Here is a 14,239-nt window from a genome sequence, read left to right on the forward strand (position 1 = left end):
AGTCTGGTCTGGTGTGGGTTGCTCCCAATAGGCATAGACCTCTTCGTCGCGGTCGCGGTTCGCTTGCTCCCAGCTTTCCCCTTGGTCGGTTTTCGGAGCGTTCTTGAGTTGCTGTTCGGTGATGCCCACGCGGTATCCGCCGAGCTCCTCATCGAAATCCAGCATCTGCCAGGGAATCGGGTAGTGGTTCGCGCCGATACTAAGAAAGCCTCCAAAACTTAGGACGGCGTAGATGACGCGACCTCCGGATTTGTCGATCACGAGGTGCTCGACCTTTCCGATACGCTTTCCTTGTGCGTCGTAGACCGCAGTTCCTTCCACGCGGTCACTTGCGATCAGAGAGGGTGGAGTTCCGCGCTCGGTCCCGGATGCGCGTTGCATTGTGGTCACCATATCGTCTCCTCGATTGCCAACCGGGCTGCCTTTGCGAAGCTCAGTTGCTTGGCTCCCGGTGCTGATTGTTGCACTCTATTGCAGCACCTACGCTACAATCGCGCTCGTTGCATTGACGCTCGTCATTGCAGATAGGTCGGCGTTGCTCCGGGTTCGGCAAGCATGGCTTCCTCAACCAGCTCTTGTGGACACCTAAAGCGAATGGGGGTCTGCATTCGCGAGCGCCATTGTCGCGACGGAACTGCACACGCGCTTGCTAACGGCCAAATCGCTATGGCGTGCGAGCTGCGAGACCAAAGGGAGCAGTGGGTAACCAATACCTTCGCGAAAGTTCATTTTCACAGCCGCGGAAATGATCTTCGAGGTTGATTGTTATCAAGGCCGGCGCCGGTGGATCATATAACTTCGCTCAAAGCACGAGCCGCCAGGCGCGATCAGGCGCGATCCTCATAGCCTTCACAGCTCGCGACCTTAACAGCTCTCGGCACGCAATCATGGAAACTTTCTTCCGCCGATTGAGCCTTGTCATTCTCGTCGCGCTGCTAGTCGGCACCGCTCAAGCCCGTGACGACGGCCGCTATTCGCTATCTCCCCTCAAGCCATGGTTCGATAGTCTCAAGTCCGGCAAAGGTCCATGTTGTTCGGTTACTGACGGTCTTGCGATTGCCGACCCGGATTGGGAATCGAAAGACGGTCATTTTCGTGTCCGCATCGACAACGAATGGATCGTGGTCCCCGATGATGCCGTGCTCACCGAGCCGAACCGGGCCGGCAGGGCGATGGTGTGGCCGATCAAGGGGCCGTCGGGCATCACGATTCGATGCTTCATGCCGGGCAGCATGACGTGATCTGGACTGCGCTCCTTGTAGATTCCGTGACCTACGCAGCTATCGCGATCTGATTTCAGTTACCGATCTACTATACTTGCTGGACGCGGCGGCAATCACGCGCGCCGTGACGATTCGCTTACAAGGCAGTTAAGTAGTTTCAACAAATTGCCGCTTGTAGTTGCGACATGTAAAACCCGCTCGCTAAGCCGTAACGTGCCCCAAACGACCATTCTCCACAAAAGGAGTAGGGAGATGCCGAGCATGACAGATGTGCTTGACCCTCGACATTGGCGAGAACGCGCTGAGAGAACGAGAGACAAGGCGGAGCAATTCAGCATGAGACACTCGCGCGAACGCCTGCTGAAGATTGCCGAGGAGTACGATCGGCTTGCCCAGCGGGCGGCCGAACGGCAAGTAGCCGCCACGGAATCGGTTTGATCGCTCAGCGGCCCGACCGTCGTGCAACAGCTTCGCGCCTTTTTCGCAGTAGCGCGGACAAATCGAAGCGGTCAGCTGGTGCAGACCGCCGCTGCGGCAGGATCGAAGAAGCGGAGGCTATTATGCGCGTACCGCACACATTGCACTACTCTGTGCCATCACCGGGAACCACGGAAGCAATCCAGCTTGGTTGCACGTGCCACGTGATCTGCCATGAGACCAAGGCGGAGGAGTTGGAGCCCGCTGGCATGCTTGCGGCTCCCGACGCAAACTGTCCGGTCCATGGCAGCGCCGCTCAACTGGAAGAGCACAACTGAGCCGAATCGTTGGCAAGCCAAAATGGTTGATGTGAGGTCCTCACTCGCGAGGGGCCTCGACTTATCGACGCCTGCCCTCAGCATCCGTCAGGTGATGCGAGCATTGGATGGCCGCTTACCGCACAGCAGCCTCACTCAACGGAGGCCACAACGCACGGATCGTCTTGGGCAGGTTGTCAATAACTTGACGAATCTCGCCCGCCGAAACTTGATGCTCGAGGGTTCGAAACACCGCTCGTGCAGCGTCTTCCGTATCGACGGGCTGCTGAGGCTGTAGCCGGGACGTGATCGCGTCGAGAAAGTCCTCGAGTGAACGGATTTTCTCCGGTTTTCCCGCAGGATGCCACCCCTCATAGTAGATGCCCCGAACCAGCATCGGAAGCTGGTCCCCGAGATCCGCAGCTTCGTTCACGGTAAGGCGGTCGCGGAGGCAGTGAAGAACGGCGCGCAGCACTTGATAGGCACCTCGTCGCTCCAGGCCAAGCTGTTGTGCAATCTCCTTCAGCCAGCTGTTTGTCTTGTGTATCGTTTCGTCGAAAACGTCGAGGCCATTCAAACTCATGGTCCATCCTCATTGATTGGCAAGCCGCTGGGGATCGGACCATTCGCCGCTCGCCCTTGCTTGCTCTACTGTTTCAGTCCTCGTTGTCTCATTATCGGCTGCGAATTCGGCGGCGGCCTTGACGATCGTCAACGCGCCCAAGCGCATCGCATGCGACGGTATATGCCTCGCCGACGATTTTCACCTACACCCGCAGCGTTTCATGCGGTCATGCGCATTGCCGTCGGACAGCTATGGTCGATAAGGCCGTTTTCAGCGCCATACCAATGGAGCACCGCATGAACAGAGATGTACCCTATGCGATCATCTTCGTGATCGCGATGGCTTGCGTTGGCGTTGTTCTGATGCTTTGGGCGATGGAAGGGACCAGTGGCGGACGACGATGGGAGCACCAGGCCTCCGACACACCGCGAAGCGCATATGCAGAACCCGACGCAAGCCCGGTTCCCGCGGCCCCTGAGCCGACCAATGACACCCGTGCCTACAGCACCAGGGGAAGCAGCGGTCCCCCCAAATAAGAGCCGTAGCGCGTGGTTGATCAGAGCTCTGGGAAGCTTTCGGTCGCTGAGAAGCTTACACCGCCGATGAGGTTTAGCGCACGGCGCGGGCTGAGCACCGGCGCGTTCAATGGCGCCGGGTTGAAATTTCATTGGCCACCGAGCGATCGGCGGAGAATGGTTTGTGCCGAACGATGGCTGAATACGAACCTGACCGGAGTGACGGGGCGCTGAATAGCTGGAGGCGATTGTGATTCCCTTTTCTGTACTGGACCTTGCGCCGATCAACGAAGGCAGCGACGCCGCCCAGGCCTTCCGCAACTCGCTCGATCTCGCCCAGCATACCGAGCGTTGGAATTACAGGCGCTTCTGGCTGGCCGAGCATCACAATATGCCGGGCATCGCAAGCGCTGCGACTGCGGTGGTGATCGGCTACATTGCCGGGGGCACCAAGACGATCCGGGTGGGCTCGGGCGGCATCATGCTGCCGAACCATGCGCCGCTGATCATTGCCGAGCAGTTCGGGACGCTTGAGTCCCTTTACGAGGGCCGCATCGATCTTGGTCTCGGCCGCGCTCCCGGGACGGACCAGCGAACGGCGCGTGCTTTGCGGCGGGACCTGGCGGCAGGCGCCGAAAGCTTCCCCCGCGACGTCATGGAACTGATGGCGCTGCTCGGACCGTTGCAACCTGGTCAGGCGGTGAGGGCCGTTCCCGGCGCCGGACTCAGGGTGCCGGTCTGGCTCTTGGGTTCGAGCACGTACAGCGCGCAACTCGCCGCAGCGCTCGGGCTCCCATTTGCATTTGCGTCCCACTTTGCGCCGGGAGAGCTGTTCAACGCGCTGAGCATATACCGCTCCCGGTTTCAGCCGTCGCAATTTCTGCAAGCGCCGTACGCCATGGTAGGCGTCAATGTCTTTGCCGCCGATTCTGATGCGGAGGCGCAGCGTCTATTCACATCGTTGCAGCAGCAGTTCATCAACTTGAGGCGGGGCTCACCGGGACCGCTGCCGCCGCCGGTCGACGACATGGATCGGCGCTCCTCGCCCACAGAGCGGGCGATGGTTAAAGAGTCGCTGGCTTATTCGACCGTGGGCAGCCCCGCCACCGTGCAAAGCGGGCTGGTCCGGATCATCGCGGAGACCCGGGCGGATGAGCTCATTTTGACGGCCCAGATCTACGACCATACGGCACGACTGCGCTCGTTTGAAATTGCCGCTGAACTTCTTCCGGAGGCCGCTGCGCTGGCCGCCAGCATCAGCTGAAACCCGTGCAACTGGTCCAGTAGATGCAGGATGATGCATATACCTTCATCGTTGACGCCGAAATCCAACCTGTGACCCTGAATCTGCAACGCCCCGTTGTCCCGGCTCGACATTGGCAGCCATGACGGAAATGTTCGCAGCTGCGTACGCACTGGGCAACGGTCGGCCAATGCGCGCCGTACGGATTTAACCCAAGGCCAGTCGTTGAAATCGCCGACCGCCACTAGGCCGGCGATCGCGCGGGTCTGCCCTTGGCGCTCATGAATCGAGAGAAAGAGGTGGGTAGCGAGGACGGTGACCTCGCGGAGGGTTGTCCGGATGCGGACCGTGATTGCGCGGCGCGGTTCCCGTTCCCTGATAGGAGACGTGTGCAATCACCAACGGGCTGCGAACGGAAGTCTGCCAAGCAGGACCTGGCCGGAGTCGCCGTCCGCGGTATGAGGTGTTGCCAGTATTTGATATATCATGTATCAGTTGGCGCGAAACGCGCGGGATCTGCATGAGTACGCTCATCTTCGGAGTGGTGGCGGACGATCTGACGGGAGGCATGGAGACGGCCGCCATGCTGGTCGCTGCCGGGATCGAATGCGGATTTGTCACCGACCCCGCCCTCGTCGGCAGCTGCGGCGACGTGCCGGCTATCGTCATCGCGCAGAAGACGCGGGTGATCCCCGCGAGCGAGGCCGTCAGCTTGACAGAGAAGGCCGCACGGGCGTTGCTTGCGCGGGACATCAGGCAAATCTTCTTCAAATATTGTGCGACGTTCGATTCCACCGACCAGGGCAATATCGGCCCGGTCGCCGACCTGCTGATGCAGCTGACCGGCGCCGAATACACTGCCTTTTGCCCGGCTTCTCCCGCCCTTCGAAGGACTGTCTATAACGGCTATCTCTTTCTCGGGACCGAGCTGATCTCGGACTCGCCGAAACGCCATGATCCGCTGACGCCGATGACCGATCCCGATCTGGTTCGGGTTCTACAGCGTCAAACGCGGGCCAAGGTTGGCCTTTTGGCGCATGCGCTGGTCAGTGCCGGCGCGGAGGCGGCCGGACGCGCGATCGCGGAAGCGGCGGCTCACGGTATCCGCTACTTCATAACAGACGCGATCTACGATCGGGATCTCGATACGCTTGCCGCGCTCACCTGCGATTGGAAGCTGATGACGGGCAATGCGACCATCGTGCAGCACTATCCGCACATCTGGAGGGCGCGGGGGCTCATCGGCGCCACCAGGAGACCGCCCTGCCTGCGCGCGGTTGGCGGAGGCGGGGTGGTTCTCGCCGGGAGTTGCGCCGAGCGGACGTTGGAGCAACTCGCCGAATTCGAGAAGAGTCATCCGGTGCTCCGCATCGATCTCCTGAATGCCGGGGATGTGGCGGCGACGGTTGGCGATGCGCTCGACTGGGCACGACCACGGCTGCATCGCGGTCCCGTCGGTTTCGCCACTTCGGGCGCGCCCGAGGCCGTCAAGATGGCTCAGGAGCGATACGGCCGTGAAGGCTCGGCGCAACTCGCCGAAGCCATTCTTGGCCGGCTCGCTGTCTCTCTTCGCAGTGTCGGCGTGCGGCGCTTCGTCGTGGCCGGTGGCGAGACGTCTGGTGCAATCGTCGAGCACCTCGGCATCAGACGTTTGCGGGTCGGTCCTTATGGTGGACCCGGCATCGGCACTGCGGTGACCGAAGACGAGGATCCGGTGGCCCTTTGTCTCAAGTCTGGCAAGCTGGGCCCCGTCGATCTGTTCGCGACCACGCTCGAAGTGATGCTGGATCCTGGGAGAGCCAATTGAACGAGCGCGAACTCAGACAATCCGTGCTGGATATTGTGGCGCGCCTGGAGGCCGAGGGATTCAACCACGGCAGCAGCGGAAATGTCAGCTGTCGTATCGGAGACGACGTTCTCATCACGCCGACCGGCGGCAATGGCAGCAACACGACGATTGACGATCTCGTCCATCTGAAGCGCGACGGAACGGTGGTCGGCGGCGGCTTGCCCTCCAGTGAATGGCACATGCATCTGGCGATCATGAACGCCTATCCGCACGTGAACGCGGTGGTTCACACCCATGCCGACTGCTGCGTCGCGTTGTCCTGCCTCGCAAAGCCAATTCCGTCATTCCACTACATGATCGCCAGCTTTGGCGGAAACGACGTGCCTTGTGCGCCCTACGCCACATTCGGCACCAGGGCTCTCGCCGATGGCGCCGTCGCGGCGCTGAAACAGCGCAAGGCCTGCCTGCTCGCGAACCACGGCATGATTGCCGTCGGCAAAGACCTGCAGGCGGCGTTCGACCTCACCGTGAAGCTCGAAACCCTTGCCCGGCAGTATCTGCTCGCCTGTCAGGCCGGCGCGCCTGCGATCCTTGCGGACGACGAGATGGCGAGGGTGGTCGAGCGCTATGGCAGCTACGGCCGCGCTGCTCTTCCGGCCTGAGAAGGACAGTTCCATGGAGATCACCGGCAAGACCAAGATCATGTTCGTGCTCGCCGACCCGATCGATCATGTGCGGGCGAGTGCGGTCATGAATGCCTATTTCGCATCGATCGGCGACGACCTTGCGGTGTCGCCGATCCATGTCCTCTCAGGCGATCTCGGCCGGGTCGTTGCATGCATCAGGCTCATGCGCAACGTCTTTGGTTTCGGCGTAACGATCCCGCACAAGACCTGCGTGATCGAGCACCTCGATGAGATCACGCCGACGGCACGGCTCATCGGCGCGGTCAACTTCGTCAAGCGGACGGTCGAAGGGCGCCTTGTTGGCGACAATCTCGATGCGCGGGGATTCATCGCCAGCCTGGCTCAGCATGACGTCGCGGTTCGCGATCGGAAGGTGCTCCAGGTCGGTGCCGGTGGCGCAGGACGCGCAACCGCATTTGGCCTGGCAGAGGCCGGCGCGCGCGAAATCACGATCATGAACCGGAATGAGGAGAAGGCTCGCGCGCTTGCGGCTGCCGTGGCTGCGCACTATCCGGCAACGAAGGTCAGCGCCGGCCGTGCGGACGCGCGCACCTTCGATCTCATCGTCAATACGACGTCGCTCGGCATGAAACCGGATGATCCGCTCCCACTGGACATCGAAGGCGTGGGTCCGGGCGCCACCGTTAGCGACATCATCGTCAATCCTGCAATCACGCGGCTGCTCGCAACGGCGGCTGCGCAGGGCGCAAGGGCCGTCGGCGGAAAGCCCATGCTCGATGCGCAGATGGCCCTTGTCGCGCGGTTCGTTGCGCGATAGCCTGATATATCAAATATTATATCGAACCGCGGAGCCCGACTGAGAATTGAAGTGCAAGGGCTCTCGCCCTGCATCGAAGGCAAACGGAAGGGACGTGAGACTCCGTGAATATTGCATCGGCAACACAATCGGCGTCGGGTGCATCGATCCGCATCAGTCGCCTCGAGAAGCGTTTCGGCGCCGTGTCCGCCGTCGATGGCGTCGATATCGATATTGCTGCCGGTGAATTTATCGCCCTGCTCGGACCGAGCGGCTCCGGGAAGACCACGATCCTGATGAGCGTTGCCGGATTCGAATTCCCGACCAGCGGCAGCATTCACGTCGATTCCGAAGACCTGACCTATGTCCCTTCGAACCGGCGCAACCTGGGAATGGTGTTCCAGAACTACACGCTGTTCCCCCACATGTCGATTCTCGACAATGTCGCCTTTCCCTTGAAGATGCGCGGTCTGCGGGCGGCTGAACGCCATGCGCGCGCCGAAGCCGCGCTCGCGACCGTGCGTCTGGCGGGCTATGGCCATCGTCGTCCGAATGAGCTGTCCGGCGGCCAACAGCAACGCGTGGCGCTGGCGCGCGCGATCGTCTATCAGCCGCGCGTGCTGTTGATGGATGAGCCGCTCAGTGCGCTCGACAAGAACCTGCGCGAAGACATGCAGCTCGAGATCAAGCGACTGCATGCCGAGCTTGGCATCACCGTCATCTTCGTTACCCACGACCAAAGCGAGGCGCTGACCATGGCCGACCGGATCGCTGTCCTGAAGGATGGCAAGATCCAGCAGATCGGGCCGGCGCGCCAGCTTTATGAAAGGCCGACGAATCTCTTCACCGCCGGCTTCATCGGCGAGATGAATTTCGTCGGCGTCACCGTCGAAAGCGTCGGCGACAACGTCTCGGTGGCGCTGCCATGGGGTGAAACATGGCGCCTGCCGGCCACGGCGGCCGTCGAGCCGGTTGCAGCCGGCGAAGCGGCGCTGCTGGCCGTGAGGCCCGAGCGGCTGCAACTTGGCGCTGGTTCGGGCGGGCAAGTCATCACTGTGACGCTGAGCGACATTGTCTATGCTGGGGCGGCGCTGCTTTTGATCGGTCGTCTGCCTGACGGCACCGAGATGCGCGCGCGAATTCCTGGCGCTTCGCAGCTCAGCGCCTTGGCCCCGGGCGACGTCGCGTCCTTTACCGTCCCCGTGGAGGCAATGCTGCTTTACCGAGGGAGCCGGCGATGACGGAGGCGCGGCGATCGCATTTCTGGCATTCCGACGGTCGCCGGCTCAGCGGCCTGTCGACGCTGCTGCTGCTCCTGCCATTCTTCGCCATCATCGCCTTCGTCTTCGTCTATCCGATCCTGCAGCTCCTGGTGATCAGCATCCTCGAGCCGCATCCGACCTTGGAGAACTACGCGCGCGTCGTTGAAAATCCGGTTCACATGCGCGTCCTGATGCGCACGCTCTGGACCGCGACGCTGGTGACGGCTTTGTCGGTGGTTCTCGGCTTCCCGGTGGCCTATTACATGAGTCGGGCGAAGGGGACGGTCGCGGCGCTTGTTGCGGTCTGTGTCATCCTGCCGCTCTGGTCGAGCGTCCTCGTGCGCACCGCCGCCTGGTCCTTTCTGTTCCAGCGCAACGGACTGATCAATTCGACGTTGATGGCTCTCGGTCTGGCCTCTCAGCCGTTCAAGCTGCTTTATACCCAGAGCGCGGTGGTCATCGCCATGACCCATGTGCTCTTGCCGTTCATGATCCTGCCGATTTACGGCGCATTGCGCAGCATTCCCGACGACTATGGGCGTGCGGCCGCCGTGCTCGGCGCGACGCGTCTGCGGACCTTTCTGGAAGTCATCCTTCCCTTGAGCCTGCCGGGCGTCGTCTCCGGCTCGCTGCTGGTGTTCCTCACTGCGCTCGGCTTCTTCATTACGCCCGCGCTGCTCGGCTCGCCGCAGGAGATGATGATCTCGACGCTCGTTTCGAAACAGATCCGTGAGGTGCTCGATTGGCCCTTCGCTGCGGCTCTGGTCGGGGTGCTGACGGTATTCGTGACGTTGCTGGCGATCATCTTCAGCAAGACGCTCCGGTTCGACCGTCTGATGGGGAATGCCTCGTGAAGCCGCCTGCTGACCGCGGATCGCTCGCGCTGGCGGCCTATGTCTATGCCGTGCTGGCCTTCATTATCGTGCCGCTAGTTATCGTCATTCCGATGTCGTTCAGCCAGAACGACTATCTGGCATTTCCGCCGTCCGGCTTCACGCTGAAATGGTACTCGGAATATTTCGACAGCAGGCAATGGCGTGCCGCGACCTGGCTCAGCGTGCAGGTGGCCTTGCTGACTGCCCTTTGTGCGTCGGTCATCGGCACGGCCGCGACCTATGCGATGATCCGCGGCCGCAGCCGGCTGGTCACGGCTTTCCAGATCCTCCTGATCGGGCCGATCATCGTGCCGCATATCGCGCTTGCCGTAGGCCTCTATCTGTTTTTTCAAACGATCGGTCTCTCCGGCACCATTCCCGGCTTCGTGCTGGCGCATACGGTGCTCACCCTGCCGTTCGTCGTGTTCACGATGGCAGCGGCCTTGGCAAAGGTCGATGCCAATCTGGAGGCGGCGGCCATGAGCTGCGGCGCGACACGCTTCCAGGCCTTCCGCCTGGTCACGTTGCCACTCGTCCTGCCCAGCCTTGCCAGCAGCGCGCTGTTTGCCTTCATCATCTCCTTCGACGAACCGGTGGTGTCGTTCTTTTTGTCCGGTGTGCGCCAGAAGACGCTGCCGCGCCGAATGTTCGAAGACATCGAGCAGAACCTGACGCCGGTGATTCCCGCGATCGCGACACTGCTGATCGTCTTGTCCATTTTGATTCTGCTGGGGGCCCATGTCCTCAGATCCCGCAGCGTCACCCGGTAGCGTCAGGTGAGAAGCCAGAGAGGAGACCGTCGATGTTGAGAACAGGTTGGATGTGGAAGTCGGCAGCTTTCGTACTTGCTTTGGCGCTTTGCGGAGCGTTGCCGGCCGCGGCTGAAAAGCTGGAAGACCAGTTGGTGATTGCCACGACCGGTGGTCTGATGGGCAACACCCTCGCGAAATATTTCTACGATCCCTTCAACAAGGCCAAGAATGTCGAGATCGTCCCGGTCGCAATCGAGGTCCCGGACCAGTGGGCGCGCGCCAAGGCGATGCAGCGAACCGGCAAGGTGGAGTTCGACATCGTCACGGCAACAGGTCCCGATCTGGTGGGGCGCACCGACCTGCTCGAGAAGATCGACTGCGCGAAATTGCCGAGCGTCCAGAAGTTTGGTGTCTCCGACGCCTGTCAGCCCTACGGTGTCGCCCGCACGACCGGCGGCATGCTGATCACCTACAATACCGAGACGTTCAAGGACAAGGCGCCCAGGACATGGGCGGACTTCTGGGACGTCAAGCAGTTTCCCGGGCCGCGAGGACTGCCCGATACCGGCGACAGCGATTGGTGGGTGCCGGTCGCCGCGCTGCTCGCCGACGGCGTCAAGCCGGAGCAGCTTTTCCCGCTGGACATCGGTCGCGCCTACAAGAAGCTGGACGAGATCCGTCCCAATGTCGCGGTATGGTGGAAGACGGGCGATCAGGTGCAACAGATCATGCGCAGCCGCGAGGTCGTCATGGCCATGAGCTACTCAGGCCGCGCGCTTGCCGTCGTGAAGGAGGGCGTACCGGTCGCCATGTCCTGGGACCAGGCCATTCGCGACACCGGTTACATGGCTGTTCTCAAGGGGGCGCCCGACCTCAATGCCGCCATGGCCTATCTCGACTTCTTCTATGCAAGCTCCGATGCGCATGTGCCGTTCATGCGCGCCGTCAACTATGCGACGGCCAGCAAATCGGCCATCGAGCTGCTGAAGCCGGAGGAGCGCAATCTCTACGCGACTTCGCCGGAGAATTACGAAAAGCTGGTCAAGCCCGATTTCGCCTGGATCGGCGAACATCGTAACGAGCTGCGGGAGCGGTGGATGGCCTGGCTGACCCGCTGATCCGCGGCAGCCGCCTACGCCATTCGCCTTTGCAAGATGAGGACGTACGATGGATCACACCAGTGACCCCGGTGCGATGCGCTACGAGATCGATCCCGGACGGCTCGATCTCGTCGAGGAGTTCCGCGCAAGTCCACTCGGCGTACATAGCCCGGAACTTCGCAAGCTGTTGGCGCGGATGCGATGGGGCAGGCCGGAAGGGCGACTGGTCCTGATCGTGCTCGAACCCGGCAAGGCCTGGCGGCTGTCACGGATCCCCAAGCGCCGGGGCGATCCGATGCCTTTCGTCGATGATCGCATCTTCACCTCTCTCGCTGAAGCGGAGTGGCATGTGTTCAAGCTGCGTTGGCAGGACATGACGGGCACGACGCTGCCTGCGGGGGTTTTCGGTGATCTATAGGACCAACGAGTATCTCGGCTATCCGGATCGCATCAGCGTCCCCGCCGGCGAGGCCGTGAGCTTCCAACTGAGCAGCAAGCAGCCGAGCGTGAAGGTCGAGGTGCTCAGGCTGCGCTGCGGCGATGTCGATGCCAACGGACCGGGCTTCAAATATGAGGTGATGACGAGCCCCATTGACGGAGAGCATGCCTGCCTCGACCAGCCGATCCGCCCGGGATCCAACGCTGTCGTTGACCACGACGGTGCACTGGTCCCGACCGGCGGGCACTGGTGTTTCGGAGCCTACGTGTATCCGACGCGGATCGTGGATAATGCCAAAGCCGTGATGGGAAATTGGTGCGAGCGCTCGGCGCGCGGCTATGCGCTCGAGCTCGACGAGGAGGGGCATCCGGTCCTGGTGCTGGGCCAAGCGAACGGTACGCCAGCCCGCTTTGCCCTCGACGTCAAGCTGCGCCCGCGCGTCTGGGCATTCGTATCGTGCGCGCTTGATCTTGCCCAGGGATCGGCCTCCGTGTCGCTGATCGTTCCGGCAGACGGCGTTCGGCCGGCGGCCGCCTGTTCGAAATCGTTCGCCCTGCCGCAAGTGGCTGCATTCGACTCCGGACTGCCGTTCCTGATCGCGGCCCACCATCTGAACGGCGATCGCCAATATACCTCGCACTTCGACGGCAAGATCGAGGCGCCTCGTGTCTTTTCGCGTCCGCTGGACGCAGAGGCGCTGCGTGTCTTCGGCGGCCGGCAGCGGACGGGAGCAAGTGATGTCGGGCTTGTCGCCTTCTGGGACTTCTCGAACGGAATCTCGTCAACGTCGATCAGGGATCTTTCGCCGAACGGCCTGCACGGCAACCTCCGCCAGTTACCGCGCAGAGGTGTGACAGGCTTTCACTGGTCTGGATCCGTCCACGACTGGCGGATGTCGCCGCAGGAATATGCGGCGATTCATTTCCACGGCGACGACATCTACGATTGCGAGTGGCAGACCACCTGCACGCTCGATGTGCCGGCCCACTGGCGGTCAGGCGTCTACGCGCTCCGGCTGACCCGGGGGGGCGACGATCCTGACCGGGACTGCGAGAGCTACGTCACCTTCTTCGTGACACCAGGCAAGACGTCGCGGCGCGCAGATCTCGTCGTGGTCGCTTCGGTTGCGACTTATCTCGCCTATGCCAACAGCGCGTTGCGTCTCTATCAAGTCCACTTCGAGACGTTGATGGAGCATGTTCTGTGGTTGCCGCAAGATGACGTCTTCATGCAGGAGAACCCGGAAATCGGCCAGTCGACCTATGATTGCCATGTCGACGGCTCGGGGCGAGCGTACAGCTCCTGGCTGCGACCCATCCTGAACATGCGCCCGCGCGGCTACTGGTTCAATTTGATCAACGACACCCACATCCTCGACTGGCTCGAGGAGAAAGGCATCGCCTACGATCTGATCACGGATGTCGAGCTTGACCGGCAAGGCGCGCGTGCACTTGCGCCTTACCGGGTCATGATGACTCCGACCCATCCCGAGTATTATAGCCTCAATATGATGAACGCGATCATGGCGTATCAGAACGCCGGCGGGCGGCACATCTCGATGGGGGGCAATGCATTCTATTGGCGCTGCGGCTTTCATCCGGCCGCGCCCGCCGCGCTCGAGGTTCGCCGCGGCATGGCCGGAACCCGCACTTGGGAATCGGAGCCGGGCGAAGTTCATCTTGCCGGCACCGGCGAGCCGGGCTCACTGTGGCGGCATTCGGGCTTTGCACCCCAAAAGCTCGTCGGCGTCGGGTTCTCGGCCATGATCAACGATACCTGCGGCTACTATCTGCGGACGGCTGAAAGCGAGGATACGCGTGTCGCGTTCATCTTCGAGGGCACAGGCCGTCACGACAAGTTCGGTGATTTTGGATTTCGCTACAACGGCGCCGTCGGGAGCGAAATCGACCGCTACGATCTCGAGCTCGGAACTCCGCCGCATGCGTTGCGGATCGCGACGTCGGAAGGATTGGGCGCGGGCGCGCTGCCGACGCCCGAGGAATTTCGCACCGTGGTCGATGGTCTCGACGGCACGCAAAATGCCCTGGTGCGCGCCGACATGGTGTTCTTCGAGACCGCCCACGGTGGCGCGGTCTTTGCGACGGGATCGATCACCTACGGCATGTCGTTGGGCCACAACAACTATGACAACAACATCAGCACCATCACCCTGAACGTCGTGAACCGGTTTCTCGATCCACGGCCTTTCATCATGCCTGCCAGAGCCTAGCGGGCTGACTGGACTTCGGCTCTACAAGAATTGCCATCTCGTCGCCAGAGATGGTTCTCGAACCAGGGA

The 14,239-nt window shown here is 61.7% G+C and carries 12 protein-coding genes and 1 pseudogene; 11 read left to right on the plus strand and 2 right to left on the minus strand.

Annotated elements, in window-relative coordinates:
- Positions 1 to 21: 21 nt before the first annotated feature.
- Positions 22 to 393: pseudogene (locus tag ACNJX9_RS12670) on the minus strand (PRC-barrel domain-containing protein); the annotation flags it as partial.
- A gap of 494 nt (positions 394 to 887) precedes the next feature.
- Between ACNJX9_RS12670 and ACNJX9_RS12675 the strand changes: the two are divergent.
- Positions 888 to 1,241, plus strand: coding sequence for a hypothetical protein (locus ACNJX9_RS12675; RefSeq protein ID WP_057751432.1), 354 nt, complete (start codon positions 888 to 890; stop codon positions 1,239 to 1,241).
- Positions 1,242 to 2,093: 852 nt separating this feature from the next.
- Here the strand turns inward: ACNJX9_RS12675 and ACNJX9_RS12680 are convergent.
- Positions 2,094 to 2,540, minus strand: a complete 447-nt coding sequence (locus ACNJX9_RS12680; RefSeq protein ID WP_439409079.1) for a DUF2267 domain-containing protein — start codon at positions 2,538 to 2,540, stop codon at positions 2,094 to 2,096.
- Between the two features lie 747 nt (positions 2,541 to 3,287).
- On the opposite strand from ACNJX9_RS12680, the gene ACNJX9_RS12685 reads away from it, so the two are divergent.
- The 10 genes from ACNJX9_RS12685 (at position 3,288) to ACNJX9_RS12730 (ending at position 14,170) form a co-directional block, all read left to right on the plus strand.
- A complete protein-coding gene (locus ACNJX9_RS12685) occupies positions 3,288 to 4,301 on the plus strand; it encodes an LLM class flavin-dependent oxidoreductase (RefSeq protein ID WP_057751292.1) in 1,014 nt (337 codons plus the stop codon).
- 499 nt (positions 4,302 to 4,800) lie between these two features.
- On the plus strand, positions 4,801 to 6,087 hold the full coding sequence (gene otnK, locus ACNJX9_RS12690; protein ID WP_439409080.1) for a 3-oxo-tetronate kinase: 1,287 nt from the start codon (positions 4,801 to 4,803) through the stop codon (positions 6,085 to 6,087).
- Entirely contained in the window at positions 6,084 to 6,731 is a 648-nt protein-coding gene (locus ACNJX9_RS12695; RefSeq protein ID WP_439409081.1) for a class II aldolase/adducin family protein, read from the plus strand. Before otnK ends, ACNJX9_RS12695 begins: the two co-directional genes overlap by 4 nt.
- Entirely contained in the window at positions 6,697 to 7,533 is an 837-nt protein-coding gene (locus ACNJX9_RS12700; RefSeq protein WP_439409082.1) for a shikimate dehydrogenase family protein, read from the plus strand. Before ACNJX9_RS12695 ends, ACNJX9_RS12700 begins: the two co-directional genes overlap by 35 nt.
- Before the next feature lie 110 nt (positions 7,534 to 7,643).
- Positions 7,644 to 8,753, plus strand: a complete 1,110-nt coding sequence (locus ACNJX9_RS12705; RefSeq protein WP_439410048.1) for an ABC transporter ATP-binding protein — start codon at positions 7,644 to 7,646, stop codon at positions 8,751 to 8,753.
- Positions 8,750 to 9,628, plus strand: a complete 879-nt coding sequence (locus tag ACNJX9_RS12710; RefSeq protein ID WP_439409083.1) for an ABC transporter permease — start codon at positions 8,750 to 8,752, stop codon at positions 9,626 to 9,628. The genes ACNJX9_RS12705 and ACNJX9_RS12710 overlap by 4 nt, the downstream gene beginning before the upstream one ends.
- The gene (locus ACNJX9_RS12715) at positions 9,625 to 10,419 is read left to right on the plus strand and encodes an ABC transporter permease (RefSeq protein ID WP_439409084.1); all 795 of its coding nucleotides are present in this window, start codon (positions 9,625 to 9,627) and stop codon (positions 10,417 to 10,419) included. Before ACNJX9_RS12710 ends, ACNJX9_RS12715 begins: the two co-directional genes overlap by 4 nt.
- 32 nt (positions 10,420 to 10,451) lie before the next feature.
- Positions 10,452 to 11,519, plus strand: coding sequence for an ABC transporter substrate-binding protein (locus tag ACNJX9_RS12720; RefSeq protein WP_439409085.1), 1,068 nt, complete (start codon positions 10,452 to 10,454; stop codon positions 11,517 to 11,519).
- A gap of 49 nt (positions 11,520 to 11,568) precedes the next feature.
- Positions 11,569 to 11,919, plus strand: coding sequence for a hypothetical protein (locus ACNJX9_RS12725; protein ID WP_439409086.1), 351 nt, complete (start codon positions 11,569 to 11,571; stop codon positions 11,917 to 11,919).
- Positions 11,909 to 14,170 (plus strand): N,N-dimethylformamidase beta subunit family domain-containing protein, encoded by a 2,262-nt coding sequence (locus tag ACNJX9_RS12730; RefSeq protein WP_439409087.1) that lies wholly within the window; start codon positions 11,909 to 11,911, stop codon positions 14,168 to 14,170. The genes ACNJX9_RS12725 and ACNJX9_RS12730 overlap by 11 nt, the downstream gene beginning before the upstream one ends.
- The last annotated feature ends 69 nt before the right edge of the window (positions 14,171 to 14,239 follow it).

The sequence above is a fragment of the Bradyrhizobium sp. BLXBL-03 genome (assembly GCF_051853015.1).
GTDB lineage: Bacteria > Pseudomonadota > Alphaproteobacteria > Rhizobiales > Xanthobacteraceae > Bradyrhizobium > Bradyrhizobium manausense.